This is a genomic window from Amycolatopsis sp. TNS106 (assembly GCF_019330265.1).
GTDB classification, from domain to species: domain Bacteria; phylum Actinomycetota; class Actinomycetes; order Mycobacteriales; family Pseudonocardiaceae; genus Amycolatopsis; species Amycolatopsis lurida.
In genome coordinates this window covers 51,290-77,393 of record NZ_CP024973.1, presented here as the reverse complement: position 1 = coordinate 77,393, position 26,104 = coordinate 51,290, and the positions used below count along the sequence as shown (strand labels likewise).

Below are 26,104 nucleotides of genomic sequence, written 5' to 3'. Positions count from 1 at the left end.
TCCGGCCCCGACGCGCTTTCCGGAGGTTCCTTCATGGCCACGATCCACGCCCTCGCTGTCGCCGGTGTCCTGGCCGTCGCGCCGGCCACGTCCTGCGAGCCGCCCGCGGGCGGCACCGGCTCCCGCCCGACCGGCACGTCGGATGTCGAATACACCGCCTCCTGCGACGGCCAGGGCAACGCATTCGACGTCGAGCCGAACACCCCGGCCGCCCGCGCCGAGGCCCAGCGGCGCTGCGCCCGCACCCACACCATGGTCCGCGACGCGCCCTGGCCCAGCGGCTGGAAACCCGTCCCGATCCCGGAAGGGAGCGGCTGGTGACCACCCTCCATCTCATCCTCCAGCGGAACGCGGCGCGTGCCCGGCCCGTCCCGGCCGACGTCGTCGAGCGGATGTGGCACGACACATCCAGCAGCTGACCATCCCGGGCGCTGCGCGCCGAAGGGTTCGCCGAGCTCGACGGCTTCGGCCGCCCGCTGCACTGATCCACCTTTCCTCCACACGCGGGCCGGATCCTCCCGGCCCGCGTTTCCTTCTGCCCGCACTGAGGGGGATTTCCCATGCCCGCCACCACAAGCCCGAAGAATCTCGCCCGTCGTCGAGGAGATCACCGCCCGCCGCGTTCCCGACCCCGGCGCTGGCTCAGCGCACCAACGATCCCGCCGCCCTGGCGACGATCACGCGCTTCGCCGAGCACCAGGCCGCCGTCGCTCAGGATCTGGCCGCCACCGTCGCCCACCGGCTGCACGACGTCCCCGGCGACGCCCAGCGCATGGTCAGCGCGACGCTCGACGCGGCACGCCACTGGCGCTACCAGCTCGCCCGCGACACCAATGAGGTCCGCCGCGGCACCGGGATCCCGCTCGACCACGCCCGGTACCGGACCCTGATCACCGACCACACCACGAACTACGACCGCATCGGTTACGTCGGCCGTGTCCGCCACGGCGCGTACTGGGATCCCGCCTTCCGTCTCAATCGCGGAGGCGCCGCGACCCCGGCCTTCCACACGCTCGTGGAGGCCGGCCGCCGCGCCCTGGCCCGATTCGAGGCGGACGCCCCGTACGGCGCGGTCTTGCAGAACTTCGTCGAACTCGTCGACGGCACGCTCGTGCTGGGCAACCGGCTCCTGCGCGGCCACGCGGCGGACGACGCGGCGACGGAGCTCGCCGCGCGGATCGCCGCCCGCGGCGGGGACGCCACCCGGATCGAGACCGGTGGCGCCCTGCTCTACATCGCGACCGCCTCCGAGGCCGACCGGGCGCGGCTGCACCAGGCCGCCGTCGACGCCTTCGCCGAGGCGATCACCACCACCGACCCCGCGGCCGCGCTCCAGCTCTGGGCCCACGGCGCCTACTGCCTCTACCAAGCCCCGCAGACGAAAAAAGGCTCCGACGCCGTCGCCCGCGTCGCCCTGGTCGCCTTCGGCGCGCTCGCCCTGGGCCACGTTCCCCAGCTGCCGCACGACATCGACCTGCGCGGCTATGTCGACGGCCAGGCCGCGTTCACCCGCGACCTGCAAGACCTGCAGCGGCGGCCGCGATGATGGGCCGCACCCACGCCGCCACCGGTGTCCTGGCCGGACTGCTGCTCGGCCCCGCGATCGGACTTGAGGGCCTGGCCAAGATCGGCCCGTTCGCCGCGACCTGCGCCGGATTCGCGCTGCTGCCCGACCTGGATCACCCCAGCAGCACCATCACCCGCAAGCTCGGCCCGATCACCCGAGTTCTTTCGGCTGGGCTACGGACGATGTCCGGCGCGCTGTACCGGGCCACCAAAGGTCCCCGGGACGAGCGGTGCGACGGCACCCATCGGCACGCGACCCACACCGTGCTGTTCGCCCTGGTGGTCGGCGCGGTGTGCTGGGCGACCACGACGGCGTGGGGCGGCTGGGCGGTGCTGGCCTGGCTGGCGTTCGGGCTGCTGCTGGCCTACGACCGGCTCGGCACGCTCATGCTGGTCCCGTTCGGCATCGCCGCGGCGAGCTGGTGCACCCAGGTTGACGGGCGAGGCGGACTCGGCCCGGCCGCGCTCGCCGCCCTCGAGGAGTCCGCCGGCTGGCTCGGCATCGCCGTCGCCGCCGGCGCGATAACCCACTGCCTCGGCGACGCGCTCACCGAATCCGGCTGCCCGTTCCTGTTCCCGCTCCCGATCGCCGGTGAGACCTGGTACGAGCTCCGGCCGCCGAGCCTGCTGCGCTTCCGCACCGGCAAAAAGGTCGAGAACTGGCTGGTGTTCCCGCTCGTCGTGCTCGGCTGCGTCGCCGCGATCCCCGGCGTCTGGCCCTACCTCGTCGAGGCGTTTCACAGTCCCGGTTCCGTCGCGACGGCGTCCCTGCCGCTCCTGGCCCGCTGATCACGAACCTGGCCGATCCGGCGCGGCTCACCCGTTTTCCCCCGCACACAACAAGAAAAGGAGTTTCACTTGTCCGCATCACCGGAAGCGACCGCGACGCGGTACACGGCCGACATGGTCCTGTTCACCGAACGCGGCGACGTGCTGCTGGTCCTGCTGATCGACCGGCGCTGGGAGCCGTACCAGGGCAAGGCCGCCCTGCCTGGCGGGCACCTCGACCCCGGCGAGAAACCCGAAGCGGCCGCCCGCCGGGAATGCCGCGAAGAGACCGGCATCGACGCGCCACAGGAGCTGATCCAGGTCGGTGTCTACAACGAGCAGGGCCGGGACCCGCGCGGCGACTACTCCACCACCGCCTTCAGCGCAGTCCTGCCCGACGCACCCGATCCCGTCCCCGACAGCGACGCCGAGGCCGCCGCCTGGCGACCAGTCCACAAAGTCCTCGAAGGCGACCAGCTGGCGTTCGACCACCGCCGGATCCTCACCGACGCCGTCGCCGCCCAGCGCCACAACATCGCCGCCCTGCTCAATATCCAGCACTGAACCAGCGACACCCCCGCCGGGGCCGGACCTCACCTCGAGGCCGGTCCCGGCTTTCGTTGTCCGCCAACCACAAGCGAGGACGAAGACCATGCCCATCACCATTCACAGCGGCCCAGGCGACACCATGCCCGGCCGGGACGACGAGCCGGACCTGGTCCAGATGGTGATCGCCCGGCTCGGCAGCCACTTCCGCGGCCGCTGGGACCACGAGGCGCTCGATGCCGCCGCGACCGACGTGCTCGACGAGCTGGCCCACGCCGCCGGCGACTTCCACACGCCCACGCCGAGCCAGATCGACAAACTCGTCGCGGCCGTGCGGGCACGCGGTGAGGCAGGTGCCGCGTGAAGCGCCTCGCCACGATCACCCTGGCCGCCGTCGCGATCCTCGCCACCGCCTGCGGCGTGCCCGCGGCCACCGGCGCCCAACCCGCACCCCTGTCGATGTCCGTGACGGTTCCGGGTGATGCCGGGCAGCAGCTGGCCGCGCTCCAGGTCGCGCCCCGGGGTTCGATGGACGGCTACGACCGGAAGAAGTTCCCGCACTGGGACGACCACGGCAGCAGCTGCAACACCCGCGAGGTCGTGCTCAAACGCGACGGCAAGAACGTGGTGACCGGCCCGGACTGCGCCCCGGTGTCCGGGACCTGGCCCAGCCCCTACGACGGCGAGACCTGGACCAAGGCGACCGATGTGGACGTCGACCACATGGTCCCGCTCGCCGCCGCGTGGGTGTCCGGCGCGAAGTCCTGGACCACCGAGAAACGCCGCCAGTTCGCCAACGACCTCACCCGGCCGCAGCTGCTCGCCGTCACCGACAACGTCAACCAGGAGAAGTCCGACCGGTCGCCGGATCAGTGGAAACCCCCGCTGGTGTCCTACCGGTGCACGTACGCCACAGCGTGGACGGCGGTCAAGCACTTCTACGGTCTCTCGGTCACCGCGGCGGAGAAGACCGCGCTCGGCGACATGCTGAAACGGTGCCGGCGGTGACTCCGTTCGCTGGGCTGTCCCGCCCGCTCACCGCCGGCCTCAGCCCGCACGCCCGGGACCTGATCGCCGACGAGCTGATGACCGTCGTCGTCGAGATCCGCAAGGAAGCCAACGCCTGGCGCTTCGCGAACTCGACCGGCATGGAGGCCACCATCGTCACCTGCACCGGGCTCGCCGACGTCCTCGTCCACCGCGCCGAGGTCTACCGGAGCGGACGATGACGGTCTACGTGGACGACTTTTCCGCTCCTGCAAGGGTCGGCGGCCGGAGCGGGCGCTGGTCGCACATGATCGCCGACACCGAAGACGAACTCCACGACTTCGCCGCGAGGCTCGGTCTGCAGCGTCGCTGGTTCCAGGATCCCCGTGTCCGGTCCCGCAAGCGGCCGTCCGCTGCCCTGCCAGGCAGCTTCCCCGCCGAGACCTGGCACTACGACATCACCCGCTCCAAGCGCGACCTCGCGTTGCAGCTCGGCGCCGTCGACGTCGGCTGGCGTGACCTGCCTGACCTGATCAAGCACCGCATGGCCCACGGGACCTGCCGATCGGAGCAGCCCCGTTTGAGCAGTACCGAAACCCAAGGAGGAAACGAACGATGAACCTCAATGCCGCGATCCAGCTGGTGGCCGCCCACACCCGCGAGAACACCGACCCCACGATGGACGACCGCGCCGCGATCGACTGCGCGCGCGGCGAGGTCACGGTCGAGGACCTGGACGTCGTGGACGACGCCACGCTGCGCAGCGCCTACGAGATCGTGCTGGCCGCCAGCGCGGACGACGTGGCCCGCGCCCTGCGGTAGTCCGACGGCAGCACCAACCCCAACCCCGACTCAACACCGCATCGCAGACGGCACCCGCCGTCCCGCAGAAAGGATGACCAGCATGTCCGCTGACGAACGGTGGGAGAACCTCCTCCGCGAGCAGATCACCAAACTCGCGCGCGGACCCCGGGACTGGGTCGCCCTGGTCGAACTACGCCCCCCTCGACGAGCGAGGCGCGAGCCGCGCTGCCCAGGACGAACACCTCAAACGACTCTCCAAAGCCGGAAAACTGGAGCTCGCGCCCGAAAGCAACCGCAAAGCCCTGCGCGGTCCCGACCACGACGCCGCCATCTACCTCAGCGGCGAAGCCCAACCACTCGTCATGTGGATCGGCGACTGACGAGCAGCGCCACGAACGCCCTCGGCCGATGCCGGCCGGGGGCTTTCGTGCGTTCAGGGCACTTTTCGTGGGCCGCGCCGACAGGGGCGCTGCTCCATTTCAGGGTTTTCCGTGGACACGCCCACCACGGTTCGCTACTGACCGCGCATATCTGCCTACCTTGTGCGCATGACATCGAGGTGGGGACGATCTGTGGCCGCCGCAGCGGCCGGCGCGGCGCTGCTGCTGATCTCGGCGTGCTCGTCGCTGACCTGGGACCAGAAAGTCGAGGAACTGCGCCAAGATCGGCGAGCGTGGCGCCGACGCGCACTACATTCTGCTGACCCAGAACAAGCAGCCCACGAACGACGAATGCACCGCCAACTACCGGCTGCTCGGCGACGGGACACCCGCCGATTCGACGGGGCATGTCACCAACGAATGGCGCGATCTGCACCAGTCGTACTTCGTCGACAGCTGTGTGTCGGGCAAGCCGCGGGTCCCGAACACGCGGCCCTCCGACACACCCACGTCGTCGGCACCGGCCAGCGTGTCTCCGAGCGCCAAGCCGTGACCAGTCAGCCGACGACACGTCAGGCGAACGCCCCTTTACCGCGTCATCTGCTGATCACCGCGATCGTGGCGGTGGCGGTCACGGCCGTCTCCTGCGTCTTCTACGCCGCGCGCGGGTTGATCCTCATGCCGATGTGGCCGCCGATCGCTTACCCCGCCGCGGCGATAGTCCACCTCATGTCGCTCGCGTTCCTGCTCTCCGCGGCCGCCGGTGACAAGGTCAGGATGCGGCATGCCCGCCCGATCCTGCTCTTCTACAGCGCGGTCATGGCCACCGTCGTCGCCAAAGGTTTCACCGATCTGCATCCGGACAGCCCCACGCCCGGCGTGATCCTCATCTGCGTGATCGCCGTCGGAGGGCCGCTGTTCGCCGCGATGGTCATCCCCCGTGTCCCAGCATCCGCGCCGGCGACCGACCGTGTGACAGAGGAGTCTTCATGAAACGCCGACGAACCCGTCCTGGCCACCCCGCAGGTGGAATGAGGAACGCATCGTGTTGACGATGACGACGAGGTCGTCGCTCCAGCGGAAACGGCAGCCGCTTCCGAAGTCCGCCAGCACGTCGGTGGTTTTCCTGCGGGGACAACGAATGCCCCCAGCCGGTGTCCCCGGCCGGGGGCATTCGTGCGTTCAGGGGCGGTTTCTCCTGGGCGGGTCGCGAACCCTTCAGATGTCGCTGGCGGCAGCGAAGGAGCAGACCGCGAAGAGGATCGCCACGATTCCCGCGGCGATCCACCAGGTACCCCAGCCGACGACGATGGCCAGCACACCGATCAGGAGGAGCACCAGGCCGGTGCCGACCGCGGAACTCTGACTGTCACGGCGAGCCTGCTCGGCCGCCACGACGGCGGCCTGCCGCTGGCGTTGCTCCAGAGTGTCCTCGTAGTCGAGCAACCGGGTGGTCCGCTCGGCGATGCGGGCCTGCAACCGCCGGTAGGCGTCGGAATTCTTGTTCAGGGAAGCCAGCAGTCTCGTGTCCTGGTCGATCTTCTCGCGCAGCGTCTTCTCGTGCAGATCCGGAACGTGCGGCTCGGTGTTGATGGCTTTCCTCCACAACTCAGCGGGATCGGACCAACAGCCCAGAGTCAACGGCCGAGCTCACCACGATGTTCCCGGGCTTTATACCTTCGGGTGGGTGGCGTGCCTGAACGCCGCCGCGCGTAAGGGAAGCCACGGTGGACGGCCCCCACCGTTGGATCTTGCTTCGTTGCATCGATCCGTTGGTGCCGACCTCGTTTGTCAGAGCGGTTCGTGCAACTTTTGCCGGGGAGCGGGTTCGGGTGTCATCCAGGTCCTTTCGATGTGGACCATCGCGGGCGGCGGGGTGCGTGAGCTGCTTTTGCGGTCGCCTTCCCGCCAGCCATGTCTACCGCCATCGAGAAGCAGGCTGCACATCATCGCCTGCTTTCGTGATCTCGAATGGCCTGTTCGCAGGGTCAACCATCGGGCAAGCAGGCCACTTGTGAAGATCGCGGAGACGCTGGCGAAAACGTAGCTGGCGCCGATCTCGGCGTAGCGGAGCAGTAGCAGGGGGACGAGCCCGCCGATCACCACAGCCACCATCACGGCGATGGCACGGATGGTCGTTCCCCAGGTGTGAAGGATGCCGTTGAGCAACGTGCGCGCGCCTGCCTTCTTCGGCTCCGGCGATGCCGGAGCCGAAGGTAGACACGTTTCCGCATCGGGCGCGGCGGGATGAATGGAGACCGAGCTCGCCCCGCCGGCCTCGCACAGGGCACGCCAGTAGGCGCCTAGCCGCGGGTTTCCCAGGCCGGTGAACAGGACCTCGCGCCCTCGGAGGTCAGGAACGAGCCCGGCAGCTTGCAGTGCGAGGACGTCTGGTTGTTCAGACGCCAGGACACCTCGCCGGAGGTCGAGAAGGCCTGCACGAGGGAAGCCGGAGAAGTCGACTACCAGGCAGTCTGGTTCGTGATTGGCGATCGCGTCCCGCATGACGCTCAATAGCAGTTCGCTTCTCTTGCGGAGTGCCTCCTCGGCCGGTTTCCGACGGCAGAGCTGGGACGTGGAAACCCAGCCAGCCCAGGGTGTGAGCGGTTCGATCTGGCGGTCGATGAGGGTCAGCGGCCGCTCAGCGAGCTGGGCTTTTCCGGTCACCTGCCGAAGGACTTCCAGCGCAGCAGTGGTTTTCCCGGTCCCGGTGCGGGTCCAGAGCACCACGTACTTTTCCCGCTGCAGTGCCTGCAGTGCCTGCAGGCGGGCTGGCGATACCTCTAAGGCCTCGATCCATTTCCTGAGGTCACTCGCGGTCGGGGACACGTGCTCGGCGGACGGACGCGCGGCTGCGTAGCGTGCCAGGAGGCTGCGCCAGGTACCGGCCTCGGCGTGATCGAGAAGAATGCAGCTGGCCCTGGTTGCCTGGTCGATCAGGTTCTGCAGGTCTTCGGCCTCCTCCTCGGAGGTTTCGGCCACGGTCTCCCAGAAGTACGCCTGCTCCTCGTGCTTGGAGGCTTCAGCCAGCAACCACGACGCCGCTGCGATGAGGAGTTTGCGGATCGTGCGTTCAGTAGCGTCGTCGGATGCCACTGTCAGCAGATCAGCCGACGGTGGATAGGTCACGTCAACCACGAAGGTCGCACTGGGAAAAAGGTCCCGCATCAGCTGATCTCGCCACCGTTGACTCGGCGGATCCGCGGCACCAGCGTCGGTAATTGTGCTCATCAGCCCCAGTCGACGATGAGTCCCGTCTAGGGCGCTCAAACCGTCGCGTGCCGTCAGAGCCATCGTTAGAATCACGGCGTGGGACAATTCCCAGCCGAGCGCACCATAACGTGTTGCGATCTGTTCGGCCACGTGGCTAATCGTAAGTCAGGAACCAATGAATACAAGTGTGCATATGCGAATTGCGTGAATCGGCGCCGCTATATGCGAAGCGTGAACTGGGCGCAACTTGCGTGAATTCCGGCATCTCATGATCAATTCAGGTAAACCACTCTGCAAGTTGCGTTGGGACGTGGAGCTAGCTTGCCAATTGCTCCATACTTCGCCTATGGCCGATGCCCCCGACCCCGCCGGTGCCGGCGCCGATGCAGTTCAGCCCGATGAGTCCGAGCAGGAGGTTACGCGTCGACAATCAGACCCTTGGGTCGCGCCCAACGGTGCTCCGAAGAGTCACTGGGTGCTGTTCTACGACCGCGGCCTGGCCGCGGAGGACACCGCGAAGTCTGTCGTCGCCGCTGCCAGGGCGAAGCAGGTGCACGTCACGGTGCGTAGCATCGACCAGTACCTGGGCTTGGACGGCGAGCAGCCGGTGAAAAGCCTGAAAGGCTTCACCTGCGTGCTGCTGGTTCTGCCCTCGTCCGCTCCGCCTGCCGGGCAGAAGCATCGCTGGAAGGCGTTCGCCGAGATCATCGAGCGCTACCGGGAGATCACCCTACCGGCGGCCGAGGCCTTCCGCGCCGACGCGAACTTGTCCCAAGAGGCAGGCGTAATCGAGGTCTTCCACCTCGAGGAGCATCTCGACGACCCGGAGGTCCGCAGCCTTGTCGGCGCCGCATGCGACAGCCACTGCTACTCCGAGGCGATCCCCTTCGGCGGGAACATCTTCCGGGTCTACCAGAGAGGCGTGGCCCAGGAGAAGCTTCAGGACTCCGTGACCAGCTCCACGTTGATCCACTGGCGGGAGCTGAAGAAGTGGGGCATCGACACACTTGAGCGTGCTCAATGCATCAAGCGTGCCTGCGACGAACGCCGTCAAGCGCTGGAAGACAAGAAGAAGCGCGCGATGTACCGCCCGATCCCCACGATCGCCAAGAACCGCCTCGATCTGCTCCTCACCGAACCCGAGGAGCGCCCGCCCGTCCCCGAAGACGCCACGCCCGAGGAGCGGGAAGCGATCAAGGTCGCCTTCAGGGACAGCGGCGCCCGGGTCGTCCGGGAACTCGTCAAAGACATGAAGGCGCGGTACCCCTGGCTTCATCAGCCGCCGGAAAGAGACGGCAGCAGGGATGCGCAGATAAGATTTCGGACGCTCTACGGCAAACTGCGAATTGTGACGTCGGGAACGATTTCATGATCGTCCGGGCGGATTCACGTATCACATACTTCAAGATCGGTTGATGAATCACGCATCTGTCCACTCGTTAACACTAAAGGCTTTCGCGGGCGTCTTCATCCTTGCGGTTTTGCACGAATCCTTTGTCGGGATATCAATTGCGTATGAGCGGTGGATCTAACGACAAGGTGATCGCAGCGATCGCGGCGCTGCTGTTGGTCTTCATGGTGATGTGCTTCGTTTCCCTGAGCCCCTGGCTGCTTTTCGGCGTCCCTCCGATCCTCTGGGCGGTCAAGGGCATCGTGGCCGCCATCAACGGCGCGCCCGACGACGAGCCGACCACCGAGGAGATCGAGTGCTCGTGCGTCGAGGAACCCAAGCAGATCACCGGTGCGAGTTCCGTCCCGCGCCGACAGCACGGCCGTCTTCGGATGATCGCCGCCCGGCTTCGCCGGAAGAACTGGCGCAACGGACAAGACTCTTAACTCGGGTGGTGATCGACCCCTGTGGCCATTCGGGCCGCAAGTTCATCGGCGCCGACTGTTCGAGCGCCGCGTTGGGCGTCGAGCTCGTCGAGGCGGCGGTGGGTGCCCTCCTTGCTGGGCTTCAGATATCGCTGGAGGGTGCGGCGGTCTTCGTGGCCGGAGAGGTTCATCAGGTCGGCTTCGGTGGCGCCGTCTTCTCCGGCGTGGGTGAGGCGGGAGTGGCGCAGGTCGTGCAGGTCCCAGCCGTCGGTCGCGGCGCCGAGGTGGCGTTCGGCGGTGCGGTAGGTCATGCGCCGACGGCGGCTGACGGGGTCGACGTCGCGGGCGAGGACGGTGCCGTCGTCGGGAGCGACGCGGGTCGACAGGAAGACCGGGCCGGTGGTGCGGCGGCCGATGAGCTGGCCGAGCATGCGGGCGGTGCGGATGTCGTAGAGCAGGTCGTCGGCCTTGCCGCCCTTGCGGATGGTGCGGGCGCGCCGGTTCGCGCGGTCGAGGTCCTCGATGTCGAGACGGAGAACTTCTTCGGCGCGGGCGGCGGTGGCGTAGAGCATCGACCAGAGCGTGCGGTCTTCGAGCGGGCGGCGTTTGTCGGCGATGAGCCGGTCGATCCGCTCGCGGTCGCGGACCCGGGTGTCGTCGGGTTTGGGCTGGGGCTGGCGGGTGAGCCCGGCGAGCACCGCGGTCGGGTCGGTGAGCCATTCCTGGTCGCCGAAGTAGGCCAGGGCGCTGGCGACCGCGGCGCGCTTGGCGTTGAACGTCGCCGGCGCCGCCCTCCCCCAGGCGGTGCGGACGTTGGCGTGCAGCCGCTCGCGGCCGCCGCCGTCGACGGCGAGCTCGCCGAGATGACCGATCCCGGCGAACGCGGTCGGCAACGCGGAGGTGTAAGCGCGGACGGTCTCTGGCGAGGTGATCCGGCCGGACCGGCCGCGCCGCCCGGCGAGGTGCCGCAGGAACGACGCGAGCGCCTCGGCCGTCGGCACGCCGAAGGACGTCTCCTCCGCGCCGGCCGCGCCGAAGGTCTTCGCGACGGCGAGGTGCCGTTCGGTGCCCATCGAGACCTCGATTCCGTACTTGTCAGATAACACGCGCGAAAGGGGCGCAGCCCGCGGAGGCGTTCTCGCAGGAGCCACTCGGTTGTTTGTCAGATAATACGTCATTATCTGACAAGTGCACTTTCGACCCGAGGTCGACCTCGCCCAGAGCAGCGCGAGCGGGCGGGACCGGCACGACAACGAACCCGAAGGGGGCTGGACGTGTTCAACCACGCCCAGCCCCTTCCCCTGCCGTGTCCCAGATTTCAACGAGCCGAGCTTGCGCGGGACAGCCTTTGGTCGCAGGAGTGATGAGCTCGGCCAAGTCGTCTTAAGTGCTTGGTTTCAAGCCATGCCTAAGGCATAAGTCACGACAGCTACGCCAGTTGGAGTGTTCATTCGCTAAGCAACAGAACAGTCTTGACGTTGGTGAATTATCGCCGATAGGGTTGATCCGGGAGAGGGAAGCGAGGGGGCATGTACACCTTTTCACGGATTGACTCTGCTGGGGTTTCTGCTACTTATCGCCGATTTTGCGGTTTTCGTCGCGGAGGCGGTTCGGGGCGGCGAATATCCGCTGATCCGATGGGTCCAGCGTAAATCTCCACGGGTTCGGCAGCGCTTCTCTGCATGAGCCTGCACCCCTGGGGACGGGATCCTGAGCAGGTCAAACGGCTGCCCACGAGACTGCGAACCCTGATGGCGGGGTGTTGCTGCGGCCACGCGCCGCTCCGTCACCCATGCCGACCACGGGCAGTTCGCCGGACTACCTATTTCGACCCCCTTATAGCGAGCAATCCCCAATCGCTGGCGACTCGACGAACTCGCCGGTAGCTCTCAGTTCTGCGTACCGCGTAGAACTGAGTTTGCGGTACCCGAGTATGCGGTATTCGTATTCACACTAGGAGGTATTTTGCGCTTTTTCAGCAGAGAAAGAAACAGAACCAGGGTCGCGGTGCTGACCGCGACGGCGGCGGTGGTCGCGCCGCTCTGCGTGACCGCGGTCGCGCAGGCCGCGCCCGTTAACGAATCCGGGCGCCTGCTGTCGCTGACCCAGCAGTATCTGCAGGACCGGGCCAGTCGTGTCACCGATTCCCGTCCTGCGGCGCTGTCCGCCTCGGCGCTGACATCCGTATCGGCGACCGGCCCGTTCTCCGCCCGCCTGGCCACGGAGATCCCCGGGCTGGACCGCCTCCGGGCCACGACCGTCGGCACCTATGCCCAGTACCGGGACGCCCGGGTGGACCTGGTGTCCCCGGTGGTGACGGTCACGGGCGACACCGCCCGGGTCACGGTCCAGGAGCAGACCCAGCTGGCGTTCACGAGACGTGACTCGCCGGACTCGGCGGCCGCGACCCGTTACCGGGTGCCGCATGTACTCGAGTTTCAGCGCCACGGATCCGGCTGGGTCCTCGCCTCCGACGCCCTGGACATCTCGGCCGACACGCCTGCCCCCATCCCCTACGTGAACCCGGTCAAGCTGAAGCCAGCCACACCCCGTGACCTGGCCAGCGAGCCCCCGCTCCCCAAGGACCTCCAGCCGAACTACCCCGGAGCCAAGCCCTCCAGCAGCGCCCCTGCCGCCGGCATCAACGGGGGTGTGCCGATCGACCGCCAGACCGCGACCCGCTACGCCCTCACGTTCGCCCTCAACTACAACCCGGCGTACGAGCGTTTCGGCAACGACTGCACCAACTTCGCCTCCCAGGTCATGCGCGCCGGTGGCTGGCCGGACGTCGGCAGCCCCGGACCGGACGGCCCGGACAAGTGGTTTCAGTACAACAGGTTTTCGAACAGCAGGACCTGGACCATCGCCCACGAGTTCCTGTACTTCGGTTACTACTACAGCAAGCGTCTCCGCGGCTACGCGGGCGAGACTCCCCTGATCGCCGACCTGGTCTTCGCGGACTGGGCGAACGGGGCCGACGGCCACATCGACCACGTCATGATCGTCACCGAGAACCCCGCCGGCAACACCCACGACTGGTCGAGGATCAAGGTCAGCTACCACACCGCCAACGAGGAAAACATCCCGATGAACATCGTGGCCCAAAGGGCCGGTGCCGGCGCCAAGTACTACTTCCTCGACACCCGGGGCCTTCCGGGATAACGCCGAGCAGCGGTTTAACCGACCAGGAAGAGGTTGGCCCCCTCGCAGCTACGAGGGGGCCAACCTGGCTACTCGCCTTGCCGGAGCGCCGGGAGGGGCGCCGCGGCTACCGTGGTTAGGAGCACTTCATCATGCCGAAAGGGGCCACCATGCCGGGCCGGGAATCTGCGCCCACACCGCGCCACGACGATGAAGACACCGACGACCGGCACACGACCCGCCGCCGCCGGATCCCCCGGCGTGGTGCGATAGTGGCGCTCGCGACGCTGGTCGCTCTCGGCGCATTGTGTGGTGCCGCGTTCATCCCCAAGGTGGCGAACCACTTCGGCTACGCCCTATCGGGAGAGAGAGGTCTTCCGTATCAGGTCGACTACAACGGCAGGGACTACCGCAACAACCTGACCTGCGCCGGCGCGCAATGGTGCGAAGACGAAAAGACCCCTGAACAGCGGTCAAAGCCGTACTGCACGCCTCGTGCAGGACTGGCCCTGGGAGAAGGCGACGGCAGGGAGCTGGTGAAGGTCGATGACATCTTCACCATGCTCGGGTCCTCACACCCCGTTTTCACCGCTGGCGTCCTTCCACAAGGCGAGACAGCGACGAAGGTCATCGTCGAGGCCTCCAATGACTGTTACCTGGCGTACGACCTAGTGGGCGGTCCTTAGTTTCCGCCCGTCGTCGTTCAGCGCCGACGATGCCGGGGTGCGGCGGCGCGTAGAGAGGGCCCGGCGTGTTCGTCACGCCGGGCCTCTCTGCGTTGTCATCTCGGACCAGGGCCGGCTAGCTCGCCAGGCGTGGTCTGTAGACGCCGTCGGTGGAGCGGACGGCCACCTTCTGCTCTTCGGAGTCGGTTCCCAACTCCATCTCGGATAGAGCCGGACGTCGAGATCGTCCAGCTTCGGCCTGGCCACCACGTTCCTGCCGCATGTTGCGGATAACGGTGTAGGTCAAGACCAGGCTTCCGCCGGCGATCGCGGTGGAGAAGACCGGGAGGACCGTCATGGTTTCGCTGGGCAGCAGGTCGTCCGCGGCGAGCAGGAACAACATGAGGATCATGATGACCAGCATGGCGATCATCGCGCCGCGCTTTCGGAGGCCTTCGGCGAGCCGAAGCACCGTTTGCCGCGTCCGGGAAGGTCTCGGCGCGAGGAACGGCACGATGCCCAACGGAATGTTCGAGGCGCTACTCGAGATGTCGCCGGCTTTTGCATCCCGCTCCGCCGGGTGGTCTTCCGGGACGATCTCCCTTTCGGCGGTCGGCACGACCGGCATGGCCGGTTTGTTTCGCTGAACTGGGATCGGGAGGCTCGGCAGCTCAAGCGACAGCCCACGTCGTCGACGTTCCCGCAACAACCGCCATTGCATGACCACCAGGTCGATCTGCACTGTCGGCATCTTGCAGGCGTGCAGGCACTTGAGCAGCTGGTCGGGTTCGCGAGGGAGCGCCCCGTCCTGCTTGCTGAGGTTGTACACCTGGGAGCGGTTGATGCCGGTCTTCGCCGCGACCTGCCCATGGCCGATCTGGGCGCGGTCCATGGCCAGCTGGACGACCTTGGAGACGTCGTCGGGAGTCTCGATCAGCAGTTCCAGCGCGCCTAGGACACCGGCACCCTCGCGCCGGTCGGCGCCCTCGACGCCGACCCGTATCGCCATCTGCACGATCTCCATGACCGCGTCGAAGTCCATCCCGAACCCGGTCCGTTCCGCCAGGAAGAAGATCGCCGCGACATCGAGGGCCTGGTCCGCCGGCCTGCGCTTGAGCCAGGTCAGCCGGACGTCTTTCTCGATCAGCTTTTTCGCCTGCTGGAGCAGGTCCCGCTGGGGGCTGGAGGGGCGCGGCCGCGATACGGGGACCATTTCGAGGGTGGGTTTCGGGTGATCCCGATTCTCCGTCACTGGTCCTCCCTGCCGATCGCGCGGGCGAGACGCACGAGCCCCCGCGGGAGGTAGACCAGGCCGGTGCCGACCACGACGGCGCAACTGGCGATCAGCAGCGCCAGGTACCAGTCGTAGCCGCGGGTGAGCATCCACCCGGTGAAGAAGAGCACGCCGAGGGTCATGGTGACCTGCGGCCACGTGACGCTGTGCGTCGGCGGCCGGGCTGGGACGGTGCCGGGCATGTCCGGCACAGAAGACAACGTCACAGGAACTCCCCTGAACGATTTGAGGGCCGCCCGGCGTGCCATTGGGCGGCTAGGACGAAAGGTGCTGTGGCTCAAGACTTGTGATCTCAGCCTGCTCCGCCCAGGTGTTGGCGCACCAAGAACGGAACAACCCTCACGCTGCCGTGCGGCACGCCTCGTGAGGGCAGGCCCATCGTAAGCCTGGCCAGGAGATCACGGCGAGGAGAAGGAGGGATATCTCCTCGAACTACTGTCCAGAATCGGAGTCTCACCGGCCTTAATCGGCGAGCTTGCAGCGTCCAAGATCATGAGCGCGGAAGAGTGAACCGCTGTCACAACGGCGAGCGAACCCGCTGCTTAGGGCAACCTGATCTGGTATTTACCCAGGTTGAGCGCCGCCACGGTCGATTTTGGACACACCGAACTGCTGTCCAAAACCATCCGGATTCCCCGGATCTCACCCCCTGTTCAGAGGTAAAGTTGCTTGCGCCGGTCCGGAAGGGCCGGTCCCCTGGGCACGAACTAAATGCTGTGGCTCGAGCCAAGGGAAGCGATGGATCACCGTTGGCGCGGTGCCCATCCAACCGGACCCCGGAGGGACTCCCTCCGGGGTTTCGCGTCTTGGTGGATCGACGTCGGACCACCACACGCCGCTCCGACGGAACCGACACGGAAAGATCCTCCTGTTTCGGGGTGCTGAATCTCAGATGCACGAGCAGCCTCTTAAGTGCGACGCGGTGCGCGCATCGCCCGCTCCATCACGGAGAAGTAGAACGCGAGCGCGGGGAATCCGACCTCGCGGCTGATCAGCCCCCAGCCCTCGGTGACGTCCACCGCCCGCGGATGGACGCCGACTCCCGCGCGCACTCGCCACCCTGGCTGCAGTTCGACCCGCAGCGGCGGCATCGCCGGCTCCGAGCGCCGCGTTGTCACCACCACGCCGTCGCGGACGTCGAGGCGCTTGTGCCACGGGCTCCACAGCAGTGTGGCACTGTGGTCGTGAGCATGCCCAGCGCGCAGGAACTGCACCCACACCGGCCCCACCCAGTACACGGGGAAGGTGATCTCGGTGAACCGACCTGCGCCCTGGATCTCGGCGACCTCGGCCGTGCATGTCCGTCCGTCTGCGCCAAGCACCGCGTCGAGCCGCTCAACCAGTTGCGGCACGCGCGGCATAGCGCCGCGTTCGAGCCGGTGAACGTGGTCTTTCGTAACCGGCGGCAGGGACATGTCCGCCTCGGAGGCGAGTTCGGCGGTGTCCAGCAGACTCAGGCCACGCGCCTGTCGTAGCGCCCGGTAGCGTTCGCCACCCCAGTGGCGCGGTACGTCCTCCAGCGACGCGGCCGCGGAACTAACGTCGGATTTCGTGGACACCACCGCCTTCGCGGCGGCCAACAGCGTCTTCTTCGCCACTTCGACCCGCCGACCGAGGTCTGTCCTCATGGTGAAGAACCACTGCGAGTCGCCTTGGTACTTCCAGTGTGGCAGCCACGTCTTCGAGGCCGCCACGAGCGCCTGGTCGAGTTCGCCGCGAGGCCCGACGACCGCGACATCGACCGCGTCCACCACCGGGGCGCCGATAGTGCTCGGCAGGATCCCGTGACCGAAGTCGACCCAGCCGCCGCCGTCGATCCGCGCGTGCACCGCCGGATTGCTGGCGAACGCGTACGCCTGCAGGAAAAGCCCGGATTCGACCGGGATCTCACAGTCCACCCGGAGGGGCCCGGCCTCGACGTGCGCGGTGCTGGGCCGGGCGCCCGAAACCCGCAACCACGCCCAGCATGGTCCGGGTTCACCCTGGAAATTGCACCACCAGTCCTCGGCGGGCAGCAGCGCGTCGGGCGTGCGCAGGGCGAGGTACACGCCACGCAGCGCGCCACCAGCGCCGAACCACTCATCCAAGGCAGCCAGTTGACGCAGGTTGGGACCATCCGTGCGGCCGGTCTCCCAATTGTGGATCGTCGTCGGGCTAACAACTCCGACCGCTTTGGCTACCGCGCCCTGCCTGATCCCGGCGAGTTCGGTCCGCCAGTACCGCAGCAACGCCGCCCTGCTCAGCAACTGGTCAGCCATGCCCCGCCCCGTCCGCGTCACCACCTTGTGGTGATGCCACCTTCCAAGACAGCGGCGCGCTGAACAACGCCGAGCGGCGGGAGTGCGACGAAAACTGAAAACCGTCGTCCGACCCCGAACGTCGAACCCGGAACCTGCATGCCCGGTTGCTCGCCACCGGTACAGGCCACCGCTCTTCGAGCCAGACGATGGCGCGACCGCGACCGCGGGGGCAGGTGGTGGTGGGCGATCGTGGTCATCGTCGTCCCGGTCGCGCTGATCGCGGCTGCGGCCGTGACCGCGCTGCTGATGTTCATCGATCCGGGCAGCGACGCGAAGAACAGGATCGAGCTGATCGAGGTCGGGCTTTCTTGAGCGCTTTGAGGGCAGCATCGTAGCCGTATCGGCCGCGGCCGGTGTCCGGGTCGAGGTCGGCCAGGGCGGACGGTGCCCTTCGACGAGCCTTTCGCCGCGCGGACGGTGAGGAAGAGTGGTCCGCGGGCGCGGGTGCCGAGGTACCGGGCGGCGAGGCCGCCGCGCGGCGTCATTTCCTGGAGCGACAAGCACGAGGTGATGTCGTGCCCGGAGTGGCCGACGGTGCCCACCCGGTGCCCGGTCTCGTGGAGCTGAGCGGCGTCCTTGCGGGAAAGGGCACCACTCAGCTCCACGAGCTCAGGGTTTGTCCTGTCCTTTGGCGATGAAGAGCGCGCCGACGATGGTGGCGGCTGATCCCAGGAGCGTGGGAAGGATCATTCGGCCGAGCTCTAAGGCGAGTTCTGCGTGATTCCAGACGGGAATGAGGACGAGGACGAACACGATTAGCAGGATGCCGCCGACGCCGATCAGGACAAGCAGCTGCATCCACGCCCGGTGCTTACTCTCGCGAGTTTTCTCCTCGTGAGCGAGGACGACGAGCCGGTGGTCTGAGGGTGCTGGACCTCCGACGTCGTTCCACGCTTCCAACGTCACCAGGGGCGAGTCCCCTGGTGACGCCAGCGAGTGATCCGCATAGCCGTCTTCTTGATCCAGGACTTCACGATCGTCCTCTTCCGATGTCCATACGGAGCGGCTGATGCCGGGGCGGTCGCCCTCGGCATCAGCCTCCGGGTGGCGGGGCACGTCGGCTCCGGGTGGTTCGCCGGCGTTCATGCGCCGGGTTCCGGGGTGATCTCGATCAGAGGCGAGGTACGGACCTGAGCAGCGTCTTCTCTACCTCTGGCCGTGAGTTCCTCGTACTCATTCTGGTCGACGTACGCCGCCGCTTCGGTGCCGGTCAGCTGGACCTGCGGAGTGTGTCGCTGGGGCATCGAAGTCCTCCTGGTGTCGAACGGTCGGGGGCTGGGGGTCGGTTCGGTTTCCTCGGGGGCGGCGGAGTAACGATCAGCTTGTGAACTCCACCACACAGTGACTGTACCTGAAGCGTGGCTTCCAAGTGTGTCGTACGTGGCTTCGATGTGCCTGAGATAAACCTGTGAAGTGTCTCCTGGATGGGACTCGTCTAACAAAGCAGTGGCCCTTTCGAGTGAAAAGTGGTTGAGTGGATGTACGTACAGCCCACATAGATGGACCTGGTAGCGGCGAGGATTTAGGCTGTGACGTGCTGTTATCGCTCGGGAGGAGCTGGCCTGAAAGGTTTGAACCTGTGCGGCCAGGGCACGTAACAAGTAGAGTCCACGCGCCGACTACCCACACACTGGCCACGTAAGCGACACGCCCTCGCTGTTGGAGACGTCAGAGCCGACACCAGTCGGCCGCTCCTCAGCGGCAGCGAGGATGACGACTCGCCAGAAGGAGAGATCATGCCCACGACCGCGACGCCCGCCACCACGGAAGCGACCACCACCCTGCCGACCAACAACACGGCCGATCCCAAGCCCAAGGCGCCGAAGAGGATCAACGTCGCGGTGAACCCCGAAACCGTCCAGGCGCTCCAGCACGTGATCGACAAGGAAGGCGTCACGCTGACCGAGGCGGTCCGCCGACTCATCGGCTACGGCGAGGTGCTGTACAGAGCGGTCAAGGACGACGGAGCCGAAGTCTCGCTCAAAACCGAGAACGAGACCAAGAAAGTGATCATCCTCTAGAGGAAGAGGATCACTGGTTCCGGCGGCGGTGCGCCCGGCACGCCGTGCAGAAAGACGAAAGACGTCCCGGGCACGCGATAAATTGCTCTTCTTCGAGGGGTCCGGTGAAAATTGCCGGGCTCCTCGAATTATAAGTTTTCAATTTTCAAGGAGCTTTTTACATACCTTGCCCGTGCCCCGAACTCGGCGGGCCCGAAGCCCTCTACCAGGGCATGATGAGCTGGCAATGGCGACCTTCTCCCACAGGGGAACTTTCTTCAAAGTCGGGCTTGCCTCGCCAAAGCCGCCTTTCAAACTCGTCGTGTCACGGCGCAAACAGACAACCAGCGTCTGCCACCCTGGAGTCGTCAAACACGGCCTGAAGCGCTACGCGTTCAGGCCTCGAAATTGTCACGATCGATCAACGGGATCATTTCCCGTGAGATCGCTATGCCGCTGGCGCGGCCACCGAACGGATTCCGCAGCTGCATGCCGCCGCAGCGGCGGTATTCGCCGCATTACGACGTCGGCGGGGCCTGCAGAACCCCTGTATGACGCTGCAACTGCTCCGGAATCTATTTCAGGGTAGGGATGAGCGTGAGGTCTTCACCGGCGGTGATGAGGTCCGCGACGATGGCGGCTGCGGAGCCGAGCAGGGCGCGGGCGTGTTCGAGGTAGGCCTCGGTGACGGCGACGGAGGAGTGGCCTAGGTCGAGGCTGATCTGGCGGATGGGGACGCCGTTGTTCTCGGCGGTGACGGCGTAGAAGTGCCGGGTGCTGTGCGGGTGAACGGTGTCTTTGATCGGGCGCAGCTGCGCGGCGTGCCCGCGCAGGGTGCTGGACGTCGCGGCGGCCGCGGCCCGGACGAGGTGCCGGCACAGGTAGCGGAGCATGTCGGTGACTTGCTGGGCGCCGAGGCGGGATCCGGTGGCGGTGGTGAACAGCGGCTGCTCGGCAGGTTTCGCCGAGACCTGACCGGGCAGCGCCGGCACCTGGGCGATGGCGGCGTCGCGCTCGGCGAGATAGTCCTCGAGGAGCTCGACGGCCATGCCGGGCAGTTTCACCCACCGCCGTTTGCGGCCCTTGCCGTCGATCCACAGTGCGGGGGCGCCGTCCGGCCCGGCGCGAAGCAGGTCGCGGCGGTTGAGGGCGCAGAGTTCCTCGGCGCGGATCCCGGTGGCGGTGAGCACCGCGACCGCGGCGCGGTAGCGGCGGCGCGCGGGACCGGGATAGCGCTCGGCAGAGATCCGCAGGGCCCGGACCTGTCCCATCGTCACCGGCACGGTCGGCGTCGCCGGGGCGGGTTTGAGCACGCCGAGGGTGCGGCGTTCCTCCTGCGGCAGCGCGGCGGGCACCTCGAAGCCGGTCTTGCCCTGGTAGCGCATTTCCCGGTACCAGGCCGACACCGCGCCCAGGCGGGCCTTCTGCGTGGTCTTCGCGACCTTCGCCTCGTCCTGGAGCGTGAGCCAGGCCCGCAGCCGCTCGCGGGTCATGTCGGTGTGCGGGTCCAGGCCCATCGCCACGCACCACGGGAAGAACGCCGTCGCGGCCGGGACCTCGACCACGTTGCGGTGGGTCGGCTCCCCGCGCCACAGCCGCTGATCAGCGCGCGGGATCCCGAGCGCGTTGGCGTGCGCCTTCTTCGTGTTCGCCGATTCGTAGGCGGTGTGCAACCACAGCGCGGCCGCGTCGATCGTGGGCCGTGCCCAGGCCGGGGCCGCGTCCTCGGCGATCAGCAACTCCCCCGCGGCCGCGAGCTCCGCCCGCCGATCCGGATCCAGCAACCCGTCATCCTCCGGCCCGACGTCGACCGAGACCGCGGCCAGGTCGGCGTGATGCCGTTCGAGCTGGGAGGCGATCGCGTCCAGCGACAGCGCCAGCGGATCTGGGTATGGCACCTGCAGCGCGGCGTCGACGGCCGCACGCAACGCGGCCGCGGCGTCCCGGACCAGGCCGTCCTGTGCGGCGAGCCGGGCCCGGGAGATCTGCCGGGACCCGGCCTCGGTGGCGTGATCGGCGCGCGGCACGGTCGCGATCGCCTCGTCGACGAGCTCGTGCAGCCGTGCGGCGAGCGCCTCGGCCTCGTCCCAGCGATCCAAGGCGTTGTCGTCCAGCTCGGCCTGGACCAGCAGCGGCCGCAGCTGCCGGGTGAGCTCGACGACCAGATCCACCAGGCGCAGCCGACTGGTCGACGACGGCTCGGTGGCCAAGGTCGGGTCGGTGTCGAGCGCGGCCGCGAGAACCCGGCAGGCCTTCGCCGCGCCGGCGAGCAACTCCCCCGCCCGCACCCGGCCGGGCTCGTCGCCGGCGAACCGGCCGAGCGCGTCGTCGCAGGCGCGGGCGGCCCACAGCAGGTCCTCGCGGGCGGGGATGGTCGTCATGCTCCAGCTTTCGTCGTGGTGTTCGCGGCCAAGGTCGGGTCGATCACTGCCAGCCGTCACGCAGGCCCTGGAACTTGCGGCGGGCGCCGATCGCCTGCCTGAGCACCCGATTCCGAAGTTCGGTGTTGCTCAGCCGATCCACGCGCGTGAGCTGCAGCTCGGCCGCGACGGCGAGCAGGCCGTCGTGGTCCAGGCCCAGCGTGTCGAGGTAGGTAGCGCCGTCGCTTTCGGTGTCGAGCGTGCGCAGGTGCGCGGCGATGTCCTTCGGTGTGTCGGCCATGGCTGATCTCCTTACTGGACAAGAGGTTTCGGTCAGGGAACAAGCTCGGCTCCACATGGGCACCACATCGGGCTGAGCAGGCCGGGCCGCCGTTGCAGTCCGCCCAGGCATGGCTCTCCGTTTCGCGAAGTGGAGCTGAGTGCATCGTTTTCGTTGCAGTGTCAGGAAAAGTGGGCTTCAGCGTGGACGGCCGGGTCGAGGAAGTCCCCGAGTGCCAGTCGTGGCTGCCGCCCGGCATCGTTCGGGATGGGCAGTCCTGCGAGGGCGAACGCGTCCCGGACCGGACCACACGGCCAGGCCACGACGTTGTCGCGGTGGCAGCGGATCTGGCCGTCGTCGCCAAGGGTGGTGTCGCTGCAGTCGACGCAGACCCCGCCGAAACCCGCAGACCACTCGTGGTCGCGGAAGGCCTGCTGCAGCGCGGCCATCGCCTCCGGCGAGCATGCGGGCCGGGTGACCACCGGCGGCGCGGACCTCAGCGGCACGGTCGTGGTCACGATCTCCCGTTGCGGTGCCCGGACGATGGCGTCGGAAAGGTCCTTGCCGTAGGTGATCCAGCCCGCCACGACGACGACCGGGTGCTGCGCGGTCGCCCGCACCAGGCGGTTGTCCTCCATCCAGCTGGTGACCGCGGACAGCTCGTCGAGGGGAAGCCAGTGCCCGGCATATGCCTCCAGCTGCCAGATGATCGCCGCGAGTTCGCCGGTGGCGTCCTGCGATCGCGGATGCTCGAGCAACGGCGCGGCCATGAGTCAGTCCTCCAAGGTGATGCTGAACGCGGCCGCCAGGTCGTCGGCGAGCAGCTTCGGGCGCGGTTCGTCGTCGGTGAGGTGATCGCCGAGAATGTCAGCCCCCGTCTGGTACGCGAGGTCGCCTTCGCCCCACGAGGCGGCCAGCTCCCGGCCGGCGGCCTCGGCCCGGTCGGGAGCGACGCCGGCGTCGGTCTGCAGCCAGCCGCTGATCGCGGCGGCATCGCTCTTGGCGAGACCGGGCATCAGGTCTTCCTCTTTCTCTCGCTCAGACGATCGTGACGAGGGTTCCGACCGCGTAGCGGACGTCGCGGGCGAGATCGGCGGTGACGAACACCGCGTCCTTCTCTCGCTCGTGGTCGACGCCGTGGACGCGGTCCCACCGGCCGTCGGCCTGCACGATCTGCTCGCCGGACAAGACGGTCTCGACGGTCTCGATCCTGCGCTGGGCGGTCATGGCCGTCCCTCCCGGGCGTCGAGCTGGATGGCCCGCCAGGCGTCGACGACGTTCTCCGACGGCGGCATCGTCTGCAAGACGGTCCAGGCCTCGTCCTCGAAGACCGGGATGCGACCGGCGGGCTCGTTCAGGCTGCGCACGCGTTCACCTTCCAGTGCGCTCTCGTGCGATTCAGGCTCGTTCACTGCTGGTCTCCTCTGCCCCGACACTACTACCGATAACCCAAGATATCGGTAGTACTCAGACAAGTACGCCGCCGGTCGAGTGAAGTACGCAGGACGTAGTTCACAACGCAGTATTGACTACATGTCGTATTACGTAATACGCTGAGAGGATGGCAACGCTGACACTGCGGATTGACGAAGAGGCGCGCTCCGGACTTGATCGCCTCGCCCAGGTGCGCGACACGACCATCAGCACCTTGCTGCGTGAAGCGATCGATGGACTACTCGGACGCGACGTCGATCTTCGAGCGCCCGAGACGGAGTCGGTAGCGCCTCAGAACCTAACCGTGGTGGAACGGCGCATCCTGGAACTGCAGCACGAGATCTTGAAACGGCTCACCTCTAATAAAGAGGACACCCGGCACCACGAACGTAGGATGCAGGTGCTCCGGCAGGGTTTCACCTCGGAGTACCACCAGGAGTTCATCGGAGTCGAGCCCGAGATGCCGCCGGCTGACTGCGCCTTGGTGATGGACATCCTGGACATGTTCGTTGTGCTGGAGGCTGCGGTCGATCGGCTTGGCGAGGACGCAGAAGCCGAACTGGGGGCTGGGTTCTCGCGCTCGTTGTTGTTCCGCGGGTTCGATCACAACAACCCGCAGGAACGGCGTCTCGCCAGCTTCGCCAAATACCTCATCGACGACGGCCGCTGGGAGCCTCTGGCATACCACTTCGACGCCGATCACGACCACGGCAACTCACATATGCGGATGCTGAAGTCCTACCAGCGAATGCTGGAGACCTACAAGACGATCGTTAGCGTCCGCGAGGCCGACCGCGGCGGCGGCTTCGACGCCTACCTCTTCGACGCAGACAACCTGCGAACGATGCTCAATCCACCTCAAACGAACGTTGGCCTCAATACTTCGCGGGATTGGTGACACATGGGTTACACGGCACACGTCTTGCGCGTGATGATCGCCTCCCCGGGTGACGTCACGGAAGCCCGCGACGCGATCGAGAAGGCGATCTACAGCTGGAACACCGCCAACGCCCACCACAAGCGCATCATCCTGCAGCCATGGCGCTGGGAATCCGCGGCAGTTCCAGTCCTCGGTGGGCACCCCCAGGAGCTGATCAACACCCAGGGGGTCGACGAGTCCGACATCGTGTTCGCTGTGTTCGGCAGCAGGCTCGGGTCCCCCACCCCGGCCGCTGTCTCGGGAACCGCTGAGGAGATCCAGCGCGCCAACGACCAGGGAAAGCCGGTCCACCTCTACTTCTCAAAGGCGCCCTTGCCCAGCGACGTCGACACGACGCAACTCGATGCGCTCCGCAACTTCAAACGAGACCTTCAGGACCGAGGGCTGCTGGGACAGTTCAACGACCTCAGCGATCTGGCTCACCAGGTACGTCAGGCGATCGACCACGACATTGCGAAGGTCGCCGTGGACGTGCCCGCGAACGCGCCGAAGACAGGCGTGGATTTCGACGTGCAGCCTCAGCACGAGCGCGAGTTCTCGGGGACGGACAAGCGCGGAAAGGCGAAATACAGCACCCGCCGCTGGTTCGACATCACCAACACCAGCTCCGTGGACGCCGAGGCGGTTCAGTACGAAGTGGTGGGTGAGAGCTCCAGTCTGCATCTCGCCGTCGGCGACTCGGCCACGGTCATCCACAAGGGACAAACACGCAGGTTGCCCTACATGCTCACCATGGGCGGCGAAGAGCCTGTTCTGCGGATCAAATGGACCGAGGACGGCGAGCAGCAGCACAAGGACTTCCACGTCGGCTGACGACGTCCGAATCCGGAACTGCCTTCGGCCTGCCGACGGTGGCCGTCGGCAGGCCGAAGGGCGGGTTAAGCGGACTGCTCGTCGTCAGCTTCCTCGAACTGATCGTCCTCGTCGGGGTGACGCCACATCGCGATCCGACCGGGCGTGAGCCCGACCGGCCGGAACGGCCGGAACCGGACTCGGACACCGTCGAGCCACACGGCATTGAGCTCGCCGAGCGCGTTGATCCCGGGCAGGAGCTCGCCCGGCTCGATGGTGCCGGTGTCCGGGTTCTCCGCGAAGTACAGCAGCTCGCGGACGACTTCCCACGCGTATGGGCCGCCGACCCAGTCGAGGTCGATGTGGCCGTCGATCGTGCGCCACCGGTCACGCTGCTTCACGCCGTCGAGGATGTAGCTGTCGCGCAGCGCCAGCTCGATCGCGCCGAGGGCCGCGCGGTGCTGACTGACGGTCGGGATCGGCCAATGTGTGTCGGCCAGGCCCTTGTCCCAGATCGGGGTGAGTTGGGGGAATTTGGTGGTGATCGCCAGTTCCTTTTCGACGTCGCGGCGGGCTTGCCGGTAGGTCACGTCGAACGCGTGCTGACGGGCGTGAATGATCTCTTTGCGCTTGCGGGCTGGGGTCATGTCCAATGTCCTCACCGCGAGGTTCCCACGCAGCCTCGCCGGGGTACATGGATCGAACCGACGAGCAGTTGTACGCGATTCTGTGAACCTTGTCCTCGACGCGCCGCCGGCGTGGGCGGGATCGGCGCTCGGAGATAGGCCTGCGTACCGGCCACTGTCAGCATAGCCGATT

General features: G+C 67.1%; 33 protein-coding genes. 18 read left to right on the top strand and 15 right to left on the bottom strand.

The features are described from left to right. The first annotated feature begins 33 nt into the window (after positions 1–33). The 10 genes from CVV72_RS41340 to CVV72_RS41295 all read left to right on the top strand — a co-directional run bounded on the left by CVV72_RS41340 (position 34) and on the right by CVV72_RS41295 (position 6,044). On the top strand, positions 34–321 hold the full coding sequence (locus tag CVV72_RS41340; protein ID WP_219154622.1) for a hypothetical protein: 288 nt from the start codon (positions 34–36) through the stop codon (positions 319–321). A gap of 73 nt (positions 322–394) precedes the next feature. Then, the gene (locus CVV72_RS41335; RefSeq protein ID WP_219154619.1) at positions 395–1,546 is read left to right on the top strand and encodes a hypothetical protein; all 1,152 of its coding nucleotides are present in this window, start codon (positions 395–397) and stop codon (positions 1,544–1,546) included. Further along, on the top strand, positions 1,543–2,355 hold the full coding sequence (locus CVV72_RS41330; RefSeq protein WP_219154616.1) for a metal-dependent hydrolase: 813 nt from the start codon (positions 1,543–1,545) through the stop codon (positions 2,353–2,355). Before CVV72_RS41335 ends, CVV72_RS41330 begins: the two co-directional genes overlap by 4 nt. Positions 2,356–2,424: 69 nt before the next feature. Then, the gene (locus CVV72_RS41325; protein ID WP_219154613.1) at positions 2,425–2,898 is read left to right on the top strand and encodes an NUDIX hydrolase; all 474 of its coding nucleotides are present in this window, start codon (positions 2,425–2,427) and stop codon (positions 2,896–2,898) included. Between the two features lie 88 nt (positions 2,899–2,986). Further along, the gene (locus CVV72_RS41320) at positions 2,987–3,244 is read left to right on the top strand and encodes a hypothetical protein (RefSeq protein ID WP_219154611.1); all 258 of its coding nucleotides are present in this window, start codon (positions 2,987–2,989) and stop codon (positions 3,242–3,244) included. Between the two features lie 56 nt (positions 3,245–3,300). Next, a complete protein-coding gene (locus CVV72_RS41315) occupies positions 3,301–3,888 on the top strand; it encodes an HNH endonuclease family protein (RefSeq protein ID WP_255632838.1) in 588 nt (195 codons plus the stop codon). Next, positions 3,885–4,109 carry a hypothetical protein gene (locus CVV72_RS41310; RefSeq protein WP_219154608.1) on the top strand — a complete coding sequence of 75 codons (225 nt, stop codon included), beginning with the start codon at positions 3,885–3,887 and terminating at the stop codon, positions 4,107–4,109. Before CVV72_RS41315 ends, CVV72_RS41310 begins: the two co-directional genes overlap by 4 nt. After that, positions 4,106–4,486 (top strand): DUF4031 domain-containing protein, encoded by a 381-nt coding sequence (locus CVV72_RS41305; protein ID WP_219154606.1) that lies wholly within the window; start codon positions 4,106–4,108, stop codon positions 4,484–4,486. Before CVV72_RS41310 ends, CVV72_RS41305 begins: the two co-directional genes overlap by 4 nt. Next, positions 4,483–4,689 carry a hypothetical protein gene (locus CVV72_RS41300; RefSeq protein ID WP_219154603.1) on the top strand — a complete coding sequence of 69 codons (207 nt, stop codon included), beginning with the start codon at positions 4,483–4,485 and terminating at the stop codon, positions 4,687–4,689. The genes CVV72_RS41305 and CVV72_RS41300 overlap by 4 nt, the downstream gene beginning before the upstream one ends. 911 nt (positions 4,690–5,600) lie before the next feature. Next, positions 5,601–6,044 carry a hypothetical protein gene (locus CVV72_RS41295; protein WP_219154601.1) on the top strand — a complete coding sequence of 148 codons (444 nt, stop codon included), beginning with the start codon at positions 5,601–5,603 and terminating at the stop codon, positions 6,042–6,044. A gap of 225 nt (positions 6,045–6,269) precedes the next feature. Here CVV72_RS41295 and CVV72_RS41290 read toward each other — a convergent pair whose 3' ends face one another. Beyond that, a complete protein-coding gene (locus tag CVV72_RS41290; RefSeq protein ID WP_219154598.1) occupies positions 6,270–6,659 on the bottom strand; it encodes a hypothetical protein in 390 nt (129 codons plus the stop codon). Between the two features lie 183 nt (positions 6,660–6,842). Further along, entirely contained in the window at positions 6,843–8,414 is a 1,572-nt protein-coding gene (locus CVV72_RS41285; protein ID WP_219154596.1) for a hypothetical protein, read from the bottom strand. Positions 8,415–8,610: 196 nt separating this feature from the next. On the opposite strand from CVV72_RS41285, the gene CVV72_RS41280 reads away from it, so the two are divergent. Both CVV72_RS41280 and CVV72_RS41275 read left to right on the top strand, forming a co-directional pair. Further along, positions 8,611–9,636 (top strand): hypothetical protein, encoded by a 1,026-nt coding sequence (locus CVV72_RS41280; protein ID WP_219154593.1) that lies wholly within the window; start codon positions 8,611–8,613, stop codon positions 9,634–9,636. Between the two features lie 143 nt (positions 9,637–9,779). Continuing rightward, the gene (locus CVV72_RS41275; protein WP_219154591.1) at positions 9,780–10,100 is read left to right on the top strand and encodes a hypothetical protein; all 321 of its coding nucleotides are present in this window, start codon (positions 9,780–9,782) and stop codon (positions 10,098–10,100) included. On the opposite strand, the gene CVV72_RS41270 is transcribed toward CVV72_RS41275, so the two are convergent. After that, positions 10,097–11,185, bottom strand: a complete 1,089-nt coding sequence (locus CVV72_RS41270; RefSeq protein ID WP_219154588.1) for a site-specific integrase — start codon at positions 11,183–11,185, stop codon at positions 10,097–10,099. The two genes, CVV72_RS41275 and CVV72_RS41270, sit on opposite strands and share 4 nt — an antisense overlap. 901 nt (positions 11,186–12,086) lie before the next feature. Between CVV72_RS41270 and CVV72_RS41265 the strand changes: the two genes are divergently transcribed. Next, positions 12,087–13,241, top strand: coding sequence for an amidase domain-containing protein (locus tag CVV72_RS41265; protein ID WP_219154586.1), 1,155 nt, complete (start codon positions 12,087–12,089; stop codon positions 13,239–13,241). 131 nt (positions 13,242–13,372) lie between these two features. Next, on the top strand, positions 13,373–13,906 hold the full coding sequence (locus CVV72_RS41260; RefSeq protein ID WP_255632832.1) for a hypothetical protein: 534 nt from the start codon (positions 13,373–13,375) through the stop codon (positions 13,904–13,906). A gap of 115 nt (positions 13,907–14,021) precedes the next feature. On the opposite strand, the gene CVV72_RS41255 is transcribed toward CVV72_RS41260, so the two are convergent. The 3 genes from CVV72_RS41255 to CVV72_RS41245 form a co-directional block, all read right to left on the bottom strand. Beyond that, the gene (locus CVV72_RS41255; RefSeq protein ID WP_219154583.1) at positions 14,022–15,137 is read right to left on the bottom strand and encodes a hypothetical protein; all 1,116 of its coding nucleotides are present in this window, start codon (positions 15,135–15,137) and stop codon (positions 14,022–14,024) included. Continuing rightward, positions 15,134–15,385: a hypothetical protein gene (locus CVV72_RS41250; RefSeq protein WP_219154580.1), complete on the bottom strand. Its 252-nt coding sequence runs from the start codon at positions 15,383–15,385 to the stop codon at positions 15,134–15,136. Before CVV72_RS41250 ends, CVV72_RS41255 begins: the two co-directional genes overlap by 4 nt. 702 nt (positions 15,386–16,087) lie before the next feature. Further along, a complete protein-coding gene (locus CVV72_RS41245; protein ID WP_219154578.1) occupies positions 16,088–17,437 on the bottom strand; it encodes a helix-turn-helix transcriptional regulator in 1,350 nt (449 codons plus the stop codon). A 231-nt stretch (positions 17,438–17,668) separates the two neighbouring features. Between CVV72_RS41245 and CVV72_RS41850 the strand changes: the two genes are divergently transcribed. Beyond that, a complete protein-coding gene (locus CVV72_RS41850) occupies positions 17,669–17,791 on the top strand; it encodes a hypothetical protein (protein WP_255632831.1) in 123 nt (40 codons plus the stop codon). Between the two features lie 297 nt (positions 17,792–18,088). Here the strand turns inward: CVV72_RS41850 and CVV72_RS41240 are convergent, their stop codons facing one another. Both CVV72_RS41240 and CVV72_RS41235 read right to left on the bottom strand, forming a co-directional pair. Then, positions 18,089–18,565 (bottom strand): hypothetical protein, encoded by a 477-nt coding sequence (locus CVV72_RS41240; RefSeq protein WP_219154575.1) that lies wholly within the window; start codon positions 18,563–18,565, stop codon positions 18,089–18,091. Then, positions 18,562–18,723 (bottom strand): hypothetical protein, encoded by a 162-nt coding sequence (locus CVV72_RS41235; protein WP_219154572.1) that lies wholly within the window; start codon positions 18,721–18,723, stop codon positions 18,562–18,564. The genes CVV72_RS41240 and CVV72_RS41235 overlap by 4 nt, the downstream gene beginning before the upstream one ends. A 492-nt stretch (positions 18,724–19,215) precedes the next feature. Between CVV72_RS41235 and CVV72_RS41230 the strand changes: the two genes are divergently transcribed. Then, a complete protein-coding gene (locus CVV72_RS41230; RefSeq protein WP_219154569.1) occupies positions 19,216–19,500 on the top strand; it encodes a hypothetical protein in 285 nt (94 codons plus the stop codon). Between the two features lie 554 nt (positions 19,501–20,054). On the opposite strand, the gene CVV72_RS41225 is transcribed toward CVV72_RS41230, so the two are convergent. The 6 genes from CVV72_RS41225 to CVV72_RS41200 form a co-directional block, all read right to left on the bottom strand. After that, a complete protein-coding gene (locus CVV72_RS41225) occupies positions 20,055–21,860 on the bottom strand; it encodes a site-specific integrase (protein WP_219154567.1) in 1,806 nt (601 codons plus the stop codon). Positions 21,861–21,903: 43 nt separating this feature from the next. Further along, on the bottom strand, positions 21,904–22,140 hold the full coding sequence (locus tag CVV72_RS41220; protein WP_255632830.1) for a hypothetical protein: 237 nt from the start codon (positions 22,138–22,140) through the stop codon (positions 21,904–21,906). 161 nt (positions 22,141–22,301) lie between these two features. Continuing rightward, on the bottom strand, positions 22,302–22,889 hold the full coding sequence (locus tag CVV72_RS41215; protein ID WP_219154564.1) for a hypothetical protein: 588 nt from the start codon (positions 22,887–22,889) through the stop codon (positions 22,302–22,304). Positions 22,890–22,892: 3 nt separating this feature from the next. After that, entirely contained in the window at positions 22,893–23,135 is a 243-nt protein-coding gene (locus CVV72_RS41210; protein WP_219154562.1) for a hypothetical protein, read from the bottom strand. Between the two features lie 22 nt (positions 23,136–23,157). Beyond that, complete coding sequence (locus tag CVV72_RS41205) at positions 23,158–23,346, bottom strand: hypothetical protein (protein ID WP_219154559.1); 189 nt, start codon at positions 23,344–23,346, stop codon at positions 23,158–23,160. Next, positions 23,343–23,531 (bottom strand): hypothetical protein, encoded by a 189-nt coding sequence (locus tag CVV72_RS41200; RefSeq protein ID WP_219154557.1) that lies wholly within the window; start codon positions 23,529–23,531, stop codon positions 23,343–23,345. Before CVV72_RS41200 ends, CVV72_RS41205 begins: the two co-directional genes overlap by 4 nt. A 149-nt stretch (positions 23,532–23,680) precedes the next feature. Here CVV72_RS41200 and CVV72_RS41195 point away from each other — a divergent pair, with 149 nt between their 5' ends. Both CVV72_RS41195 and CVV72_RS41190 read left to right on the top strand, forming a co-directional pair. Further along, positions 23,681–24,451, top strand: coding sequence for a YfbU family protein (locus CVV72_RS41195; protein WP_219154553.1), 771 nt, complete (start codon positions 23,681–23,683; stop codon positions 24,449–24,451). 3 nt (positions 24,452–24,454) lie between these two features. Beyond that, complete coding sequence (locus tag CVV72_RS41190) at positions 24,455–25,306, top strand: DUF4062 domain-containing protein (RefSeq protein WP_219154551.1); 852 nt, start codon at positions 24,455–24,457, stop codon at positions 25,304–25,306. A 65-nt stretch (positions 25,307–25,371) separates the two neighbouring features. Here CVV72_RS41190 and CVV72_RS41185 read toward each other — a convergent pair whose 3' ends face one another. Then, positions 25,372–25,932, bottom strand: coding sequence for a hypothetical protein (locus CVV72_RS41185; RefSeq protein ID WP_219154548.1), 561 nt, complete (start codon positions 25,930–25,932; stop codon positions 25,372–25,374). Between the last annotated feature and the right edge of the window lie 172 nt (positions 25,933–26,104).

Excerpts from the sequence above, each read along its gene's own strand:
- CVV72_RS41220 (WP_255632830.1), bottom strand. The coding sequence starts at position 22,140 with ATGGCCGACACACCGAAGGACATCGCCGCGCACCTGCGCACGCTCGAC.
- CVV72_RS41210 (WP_219154562.1), bottom strand. The coding sequence starts at position 23,135 with ATGCCCGGTCTCGCCAAGAGCGATGCCGCCGCGATCAGCGGCTGGCTG.
- CVV72_RS41205 (WP_219154559.1), bottom strand. The coding sequence starts at position 23,346 with ATGACCGCCCAGCGCAGGATCGAGACCGTCGAGACCGTCTTGTCCGGC.
- CVV72_RS41330 (WP_219154616.1), top strand. The coding sequence starts at position 1,543 with ATGATGGGCCGCACCCACGCCGCCACCGGTGTCCTGGCCGGACTGCTG.
- CVV72_RS41235 (WP_219154572.1), bottom strand. The coding sequence starts at position 18,723 with ATGCCCCAGCGACACACTCCGCAGGTCCAGCTGACCGGCACCGAAGCG.
- CVV72_RS41280 (WP_219154593.1), top strand. The coding sequence starts at position 8,611 with ATGGCCGATGCCCCCGACCCCGCCGGTGCCGGCGCCGATGCAGTTCAG.
- CVV72_RS41245 (WP_219154578.1), bottom strand. The coding sequence starts at position 17,437 with ATGGCTGACCAGTTGCTGAGCAGGGCGGCGTTGCTGCGGTACTGGCGG.
- CVV72_RS41305 (WP_219154606.1), top strand. The coding sequence starts at position 4,106 with ATGACGGTCTACGTGGACGACTTTTCCGCTCCTGCAAGGGTCGGCGGC.
- CVV72_RS41275 (WP_219154591.1), top strand. The coding sequence starts at position 9,780 with ATGAGCGGTGGATCTAACGACAAGGTGATCGCAGCGATCGCGGCGCTG.
- CVV72_RS41195 (WP_219154553.1), top strand. The coding sequence starts at position 23,681 with ATGGCAACGCTGACACTGCGGATTGACGAAGAGGCGCGCTCCGGACTT.
- CVV72_RS41320 (WP_219154611.1), top strand. The coding sequence starts at position 2,987 with ATGCCCATCACCATTCACAGCGGCCCAGGCGACACCATGCCCGGCCGG.
- CVV72_RS41300 (WP_219154603.1), top strand. The coding sequence starts at position 4,483 with ATGAACCTCAATGCCGCGATCCAGCTGGTGGCCGCCCACACCCGCGAG.
- CVV72_RS41240 (WP_219154575.1), bottom strand. The coding sequence starts at position 18,565 with ATGAACGCCGGCGAACCACCCGGAGCCGACGTGCCCCGCCACCCGGAG.
- CVV72_RS41340 (WP_219154622.1), top strand. The coding sequence starts at position 34 with ATGGCCACGATCCACGCCCTCGCTGTCGCCGGTGTCCTGGCCGTCGCG.
- CVV72_RS41215 (WP_219154564.1), bottom strand. The coding sequence starts at position 22,889 with ATGGCCGCGCCGTTGCTCGAGCATCCGCGATCGCAGGACGCCACCGGC.
- CVV72_RS41260 (WP_255632832.1), top strand. The coding sequence starts at position 13,373 with ATGCCGAAAGGGGCCACCATGCCGGGCCGGGAATCTGCGCCCACACCG.
- CVV72_RS41230 (WP_219154569.1), top strand. The coding sequence starts at position 19,216 with ATGCCCACGACCGCGACGCCCGCCACCACGGAAGCGACCACCACCCTG.
- CVV72_RS41185 (WP_219154548.1), bottom strand. The coding sequence starts at position 25,932 with ATGACCCCAGCCCGCAAGCGCAAAGAGATCATTCACGCCCGTCAGCAC.
- CVV72_RS41225 (WP_219154567.1), bottom strand. The coding sequence starts at position 21,860 with ATGACGACCATCCCCGCCCGCGAGGACCTGCTGTGGGCCGCCCGCGCC.
- CVV72_RS41190 (WP_219154551.1), top strand. The coding sequence starts at position 24,455 with ATGGGTTACACGGCACACGTCTTGCGCGTGATGATCGCCTCCCCGGGT.